The following is a 6,714-nucleotide window of genomic DNA, read 5'->3' on the forward strand; positions in this document are numbered from 1 at the left end:
GCTCAGCCCTGCACGGCCGGCGCGGCCGGCGCGGTCGCCTTCGCCCGGGCCGACTCCACACGCTTGTCGTGCTTGGAGATCTCGGGCTCCCGGCTGCGCAGCTGGGCGTACAGCGGCGCCGCGACGAAGATCGTCGAGTACGTGCCGACGATGATGCCGATCAGCAGGGCGAGCGAGATGTCGCGGAGCGTGCCCGCGCCGAGGACGAACGCACCGATCACGAGGATCGCGGCCACCGGGAGGGCGGCGACGATCGAGGTGTTGATGGAGCGCACGAGAGTCTGGTTCTCGGCCAGGTTCACCGTCTCGGAGAAGGTGCGGGTCGTGCTGCCGAGCGCCTCCACGGTGTTCTCGCGGATCTTGTCGAAGACCACGACCGTGTCGTAGAGCGAGTAGCCGAGGATCGTCAGCAGTCCGATCACCGCCGCCGGCGACACCTCGGTGCCGGTGATGCCGTAGACGCCCGCCACGATCACGAGGTCGTGCAGGAGCGCGACGATCGCCGCGAGCGACATCTTCCAGGTGCGGAAGTACGCCCACATGGCCAGGGCCGCGAGGACCACGAAGATCACCAGGCCGCGCAGGGCCTGCTGGGTCACGTCGTTGCCCCACGCCGCTCCGATGAAGGAGGAGGCGACCTGGTCGGTGGGCACGTCGTAGGCCTCCGACAGGGCGTTCCGCACCGCGGTCGACTCGTCGGTCGAGAGCTGGCCGGTCTGCACGCGGATGGAGTCGTCGCCGACGATGGACACGCGCGGCACGGTCTCCGGAGCGACCGAGGTGACCGCGTCCGTCGCCGTCGCCTGCTCGAGGCTCGACGGCGAGGACACCGTGAACTGCGAGCCGCCGGTGAACTCGATGCCGAAGTTGAAGCCGCCGCGGGCGACCGTACCGAGCAGCGTGATCAGGATCAGGGCGAGCGAGACGAGGTACCACGTGCGGCGCCGGCCGACGAAGTCGATCGATCGCGCACCGGTGTAGAGGTCGTTTCCGAACTGCGAGAAGCTGGCCATCACGCGTCCTTCCCGTTCGAGTCGTTGGAGTCGCGCAGGCCGGCCGCCTCTGCGGCCTTCCGCTCGGCGATGGTCTGGCGCTTGGCCGCCTCGCGGGACGCGGAGGCGCGCTTGCCGGCGACCACCTGGTCCTGCGGACGGAAGGCGGCACGGCCGCGGTAGACGGCCCCGAGCGCCCGGGGATCCAGGCCCGACGCCTTGTGCCCCTCGGCGAAGAACGGTCTCGTGGCCATCAGCTGCAGGATCGGGTGGGTGAACAGCGCCACCACGATCAGGTCGATGATCGTCGTGATCCCGAGGGTGAGCGCGAAGCCGCGGACACTGCCGACGGCGAGGAGGAAGAGGACCACCGCGGCGAGCAGGTTCACCATGTCGGACGCGAAGATCGTGCGCAGCGCGCGCCGCCAGCCGGACTCGACGGCGGACTCGAGGCCGCGTCCGTCGCGCAGTTCGTCGCGGATGCGCTCGAAGTACACGATGAACGAGTCGGCCGTGATGCCGATCGCGACGATGAGACCCGCGACTCCTGCGAGCGAGAGGCGCAGTCCCTCCCGCCAGGACAGCAGCGTGACGACGAGGTAGGTGACGATCGCCGCGACGAGCAGCGAGGCGATCGTGACGGCCCCGAGCACGCGGTACTGCGCGATGGAGTAGACGATGACGAGGATCAGGCCGATGAGGCCGGCGAGCAGGCCGCTGGCGAGCTGGGCGGAGCCGAGCGTCGCCGAGATGCTGTCCGAGCTCTGGACCTGGAAGCCGATCGGCAGCGCGCCGTACTTGAGCTGGTCGGCGAGCGTCTTCGACGACTCCTGGGTGAAGGAGCCCGAGATCTGCGCGTTGCCGTCGGTGATGGCGGCGTTCGTCGACGGGGCCGAGATGACCCGGCCGTCGAGGACGATCGCGAACTGGTTCTGCGCACCCTGCAGCGCCACGAGGCGCGAGGTCACGTCGCCGAAGGCCTGCGTGCCCTGGTCGTCGAACGAGAGGTTGACGGCCCAGGTGCCGGTGCTGGCGCCGGAGGAGGTCGTCATCAGGCCGTTCGAGGCGTCCGAGATGTCCTCGCCGGTGATCTCCACCGGGCCGAGGACGTACTTCACCGTCCCGCTGTCGTCGCAGGTGATGAGCGGCTGGTCGGCCGGGGCGAGGTTCGGGTCCTGGCCGTTGAGGAACGCGCAGTCGAACGAGGTGTACTGGGCCTCGAGCGCCGGCGTGAGGTAGGCGAGGTCGCTCGCGTTCGTCGGCGAGGCGGTCGGCTCCGTCGCGAGCGACGGGTCGACGGGCGTCGGCGTGGGCGAGGACGTCGCGTCGCCGCCGACCGAGCTGTTGGTGGCCTGGCTCGCGACGAGGACCGGGCGGAAGTCGAGCTTCGCCGAGGCCTCGATGCGCTGGAGCGTCTCGTCGTCGGGCGTGCCCGGGATCGAGACGACGATGTTGCTCGAGCCCTGGGTCGTGATCTCGGCCTCGGAGACGCCGGACGCGTCGATGCGCTGGCGGATGATCGAGACGGCCTGCGTCAGCTGCTCCGACGAGACGGTGTCGCCGTCGTTCAGCTGCGGCTGCAGGACGATCTGCGTGCCGCCCTCGAGGTCGAGGGCGAGCTTCGGCGTCCAGGAGCCGCCGCCCCAGAGGACGGCCGCCGTGTTGAGTCCGACGAGAGCGAGGATCAGGACACCGAGCCAGCTCAGGGAGCGGCGGGCCTTCCGGACGGGGGTTGATGCGGCCACCCAGGGCTCAGCTTTCTCTTCGGTCGACGGTGATCGGCCCGGGGTCGCCCGGGCGTGGAGAAGGGCGGGCGGGCGCCGATGCGCCCGGCCCGACCAGGAGACTACTGCGCGTCGGGGCGGCGGTCGCGCTCGACCGGGTCCACCAGCGGGTCGCGGTGCGCGGAGTCGCGCTCGCCGAACTCGGGCGAGCCGGTCGCGGTCAGCGGGTCGGCCTCGTCCTCGGTGTCGACGGCGACGGCGTTCTCGCTCGGGTCGATGAGGCGGGCGATCGCCTGACGGTGGATGGTCAGCAGCGTGCCGGGGGTCGACTCGATGACGATCTTGTTCGCCTCGTCGTCGATCGACACGACGGTGCCGAAGAGGCCGGAGCCGGTCATGAGCTCCACCCCCGGCTGGAGGTTGTTCTTCATGCTCTCCGCGTCGCGCTGGCGCTTCTTGTTGTTGCGGAACATGAAGATGATCATCACGGCGAGCAGCAGGACGAGCAGGATGATCGTCGGATCCATGGGTGGGCCTTCCGGAGTGGATGGGCGATCCGCCGCGCGGCCTCAGGTCGAGGCGGAGCGGATCGAGCGGCCCGTCGGGCCTAGAGAATCATAGATCATCGGGGAACAGGGGCGGCTGAGCCGCCGTCCCCCGGGGGTCGATGCCGAAGTGGCGGTAGGCGGCGGGGGTCGCCACGCGGCCGCGCGGCGTCCGGGTCAGCAATCCGATCCGCACGAGGAACGGCTCGACGACGGCCTCGACCGTCTCCGCCTCCTCCCCCACCGACACGGCGAGGGTGTTCAGGCCGACCGGCCCGCCGTCGAAGCGGGTCAGCACGATCTCCATCACCGCGCGGTCGAGCCGGTCGAGTCCGAGCGCGTCGACGTCGTAGAGCTCCAGCGCCGCGCGGACGGCGGTCACGTCGGCCCGTCCGCCGTGGACCAGGGCGAAGTCCCGCACCCGCCGGAGCAGGCGGTTGGCGATGCGCGGGGTGCCTCGGCAGCGGCCGGCGATCTCGGCGATCGCGTCCGCGTCGATGTCGAGCTCGAGCAGCCGTGCCGCCCGGGCGAGCACCTGCCGCAGCTCGTCCTCCGCGTAGAACTCGAGGTGCGCGGTGAAGCCGAAGCGGTCGCGGAGCGGATTGGGCAGCAGGCCGGAGCGGGTCGTGGCGCCGACGAGCGTGAACGGGGCGAGATCCAGCGGGACGGACGTCGCTCCCGCCCCCTTGCCGACCATGATGTCGATCCGGAAGTCCTCCATCGCGAGGTAGAGCATCTCCTCCGCGGAGCGCGCCATGCGGTGGATCTCGTCGATGAAGAGGATCTCGCCGGGCAGCAGCGAGGAGAGGACGGCGGCGAGGTCGCCCGCGTGCTGGATCGCGGGGCCGCTGGAGAGCCGCAGGGGCGAGGAGCTCTCCTCCGCCACGATCATCGCGAGGGTCGTCTTGCCGAGACCGGGCGGGCCCGCCAGCAGGATGTGGTCCGGGGTCCGGCCCTGCATGGCCGCGGCCTTGAGCAGCAGCTCGAGCTGGCCGCGCACCTTGCGCTGGCCGACGAACTCGCTGAGGTTCCTGGGCCGCAGGGCGCCCTCGAAGGCGACCTCGGCCTCCGATGCGACCTCGGCGCCCAGCACCTCGTCGCTCACGAGCGGGCCGCCGGACCGAGGCGGGCGAGGGCGAGCCGGAGCAGCGCCTGCACGTTCGCGGCGTCGGACGCCTGCGCGTCGAGCAGGATCTCGTCGACCACATCGGCCGCGGTGCGCTCGGGCCAGCCCAGGCCGACGAGCGCCGCGAGCACGTTCTGCGCGGCGGTGGCGGCGGGACCGGAGCCGCGGGCGGCGCGCGGACGGACGGTCACCTTGCCGGCGAGCGACAGGATGATCAGCTTGGCCGTCTTCGGGCCGATGCCGCTGACCTTCCGGAACACCCCGTCGTCCTCGTCGGCGACCGCCTGCGCGATCCGGTCCGGCTCGACCGCGCCGAGCACGCCGAGGGCGGACTTCGGGCCGACGCCGGTCACGCCGATCAGCAGCTCGAAGATCTCAAGCTGCTCCTCGTCGGGGAAGCCGTAGAGGGTGAGCGAGTCCTCGCGGACGACGAGCACGGTGCTGACCGTGGTCTCGTCGCCGACGCGCATCTCGAGCGCGTGCTGCGGGGTCACGTTCACCGCGTAGCCAACGCCGTGGACGTCGAGGACGGCGAGACTCCCGCGGGCGGAGAGGACGGTGCCGCGGAGGGAGGAGATCACCGCGTCAGTCTAGATGCTCGAACAGGCGTTCGACTCGCGGCCTCGGCGGCGCGCCACGCCCGCTGCGCTGCTGTGCCGCCCGCCGCTCCGTCGGCACCGGCTCCCGCCGACCCGGAGGACGGCGTGAGAGGCGCCCGCCAGGCGTGGCAGACGGCCAGGGCGAGGGCGTCGGCCGCGTCGGCCGGCCGCGGCGGGGCGTCGAGCCGGAGGACGCGCTGGATCATCGCGGTGACCTGGCGCTTGTCCGCGGCTCCGTAGCCGGTGACGGCGGCCTTCACCTCGCTCGGCGTGTGCATCCCGACCGGGAGCCCGCGCCGGGCCGCCGCGACGAGGGCGACGCCGCTGATCTGCGCGATGCCCATCACGGTGCTGACGTTGTTCTGCGCGAAGACCCGCTCGATCGCGACGGCGTCGGGGCGGTGCTCGTCGAGCAGCGCCTCGAGCCCGTCGCCCAGGGCCAGCAGGCGGCGCTCCAGCGCGTCGTCGGGCGGTGTCCGGAGGACCGTCACGTGCACGAGGGTCGCGTGGCGGTCGCGCGAGACGTCGACGATGCCGACGCCGCAGCGGGTGAGCCCGGGGTCGATCCCGAGGACGCGCATCAGGCCGCCCTCCGGGATCGGGCCGGGCTCACCGCGTCACTCCTCGTTCTCGAGCTCGGCGCGCACCTCTGCCGTGATGTCGAGGTTGGTGTAGACGTTCTGCACGTCGTCCGAGTCCTCGAGCGCGTCGATCAGGCGGAAGACCTTGCGGGCCGTCTCGGCGTCGGCCTCGACCTGGAGGGAGGCGACGAACTCGATGTCGGCGGAGTCGTAGTCGATGCCCGCCTCCTGCAGGGCCGAGCGGGCCGGGACGAGCTCGCTCGGCTCGACGCGGACCTCGAAGCTCTCGCCGTGGTCGAGCACGTCGTCGACACCGAAGTCGAGGACCGCGCCGAGCACGTCGTCCTCGGTGACGCTCTCTCCGTGGGGCACGGAGATGACGCCCTTGCGCGCGAAGTTGTACGCGACGCTGCCCGGGTCGGCCATGGTGCCGCCGTTGCGGGTCATCGCGGTGCGGACGTCCGCCGCGGCGCGGTTCTTGTTGTCGGTGAGGCACTCGACGAGCAGGGCGATGCCGTTGGGGCCGTAGGCCTCGTACATGATCGTCGTGTAGTCGATGACCTCGCCGGTGAGGCCGGCACCGCGCTTGATCGCGCGGTCGATGTTGTCGTTCGGCACCGAGGTCTTCTTCGCCTTCTGCACGGCGTCGACGAGCGTCGGGTTGCCGGAGAGGTCGGCGCCGCCGATCTTGGCGGCCACCTCGATGTTCTTGATCAGCTTGGCGAAGGACTTCGCGCGGCGCGAGTCCTTGATCGCCTTCTGGTGCTTGGTCGTGGCCCACTTGGAATGCCCGGACACGGTGCTCCCTCGGAAATCTCGTTGCGTGCGGCCCCCGAGGGCGCCGCTGATGGCAGGGGCCAGTCTATTCGAGAGCCGGTCCGCGCCCGTCTCGGCCCGAGCACCGAGCCTTCCGCGCCCGTCTCGCCGGCGACGAGCCGCCGTCTCGGCAGCCCCCACACCGCCGAACCAGTGATCCGCGTGCCAGCGGATCGCTGTAGGCGGACGCGACCCGCTCCACCCGCCCCGCCAACTCCGAGAGCCGACCGCGGCGAGCCGGGCAGGGACCGGCTCCCACAGGCACCGCCGAACGCACGGTCCGCGTCCCAGCGGATCCCGCTAGGCGGACGCGACCCGCTCCACCCACCCC

At 71.5% G+C, this 6,714-nt stretch carries 7 protein-coding genes; all 7 read right to left on the reverse strand.

The genetic code is table 11. The features are described from left to right. Positions 1-2: 2 nt before the first annotated feature. The 7 genes from secF to C5B95_RS15755 all read right to left on the reverse strand — a co-directional run bounded on the left by secF (position 3) and on the right by C5B95_RS15755 (position 6,365). On the reverse strand, positions 3-1,013 hold the full coding sequence (secF, locus tag C5B95_RS15725; RefSeq protein WP_104233316.1) for a protein translocase subunit SecF: 1,011 nt from the start codon (positions 1,011-1,013) through the stop codon (positions 3-5). Next, positions 1,013-2,737: a protein translocase subunit SecD gene (gene secD / locus C5B95_RS15730; protein ID WP_104246772.1), complete on the reverse strand. Its 1,725-nt coding sequence runs from the start codon at positions 2,735-2,737 to the stop codon at positions 1,013-1,015. Before secD ends, secF begins: the two co-directional genes overlap by 1 nt. Before the next feature lie 101 nt (positions 2,738-2,838). After that, positions 2,839-3,243: a preprotein translocase subunit YajC gene (yajC, locus tag C5B95_RS15735; protein ID WP_104224768.1), complete on the reverse strand. Its 405-nt coding sequence runs from the start codon at positions 3,241-3,243 to the stop codon at positions 2,839-2,841. A gap of 88 nt (positions 3,244-3,331) precedes the next feature. Further along, positions 3,332-4,366 carry a Holliday junction branch migration DNA helicase RuvB gene (ruvB, locus tag C5B95_RS15740; RefSeq protein ID WP_104224769.1) on the reverse strand — a complete coding sequence of 345 codons (1,035 nt, stop codon included), beginning with the start codon at positions 4,364-4,366 and terminating at the stop codon, positions 3,332-3,334. Continuing rightward, the gene (ruvA, locus tag C5B95_RS15745; RefSeq protein WP_104225337.1) at positions 4,363-4,968 is read right to left on the reverse strand and encodes a Holliday junction branch migration protein RuvA; all 606 of its coding nucleotides are present in this window, start codon (positions 4,966-4,968) and stop codon (positions 4,363-4,365) included. The genes ruvB and ruvA overlap by 4 nt, the downstream gene beginning before the upstream one ends. Then, complete coding sequence (gene ruvC / locus C5B95_RS15750; RefSeq protein ID WP_104224771.1) at positions 4,965-5,567, reverse strand: crossover junction endodeoxyribonuclease RuvC; 603 nt, start codon at positions 5,565-5,567, stop codon at positions 4,965-4,967. The genes ruvA and ruvC overlap by 4 nt, the downstream gene beginning before the upstream one ends. A gap of 36 nt (positions 5,568-5,603) precedes the next feature. Next, the gene (locus C5B95_RS15755) at positions 5,604-6,365 is read right to left on the reverse strand and encodes a YebC/PmpR family DNA-binding transcriptional regulator (protein ID WP_104224772.1); all 762 of its coding nucleotides are present in this window, start codon (positions 6,363-6,365) and stop codon (positions 5,604-5,606) included. Between the last annotated feature and the right edge of the window lie 349 nt (positions 6,366-6,714).

It is taken from the genome of Rathayibacter sp. AY1A7, assembly GCF_002930845.1.
Taxonomy (GTDB): domain Bacteria; phylum Actinomycetota; class Actinomycetes; order Actinomycetales; family Microbacteriaceae; genus Rathayibacter.

Excerpts from the sequence above, each read along its gene's own strand:
- secF (WP_104233316.1), bottom strand. The coding sequence starts at position 1,013 with ATGGCCAGCTTCTCGCAGTTCGGAAACGACCTCTACACCGGTGCGCGA.
- yajC (WP_104224768.1), bottom strand. The coding sequence starts at position 3,243 with ATGGATCCGACGATCATCCTGCTCGTCCTGCTGCTCGCCGTGATGATC.
- ruvC (WP_104224771.1), bottom strand. The coding sequence starts at position 5,567 with ATGCGCGTCCTCGGGATCGACCCCGGGCTCACCCGCTGCGGCGTCGGC.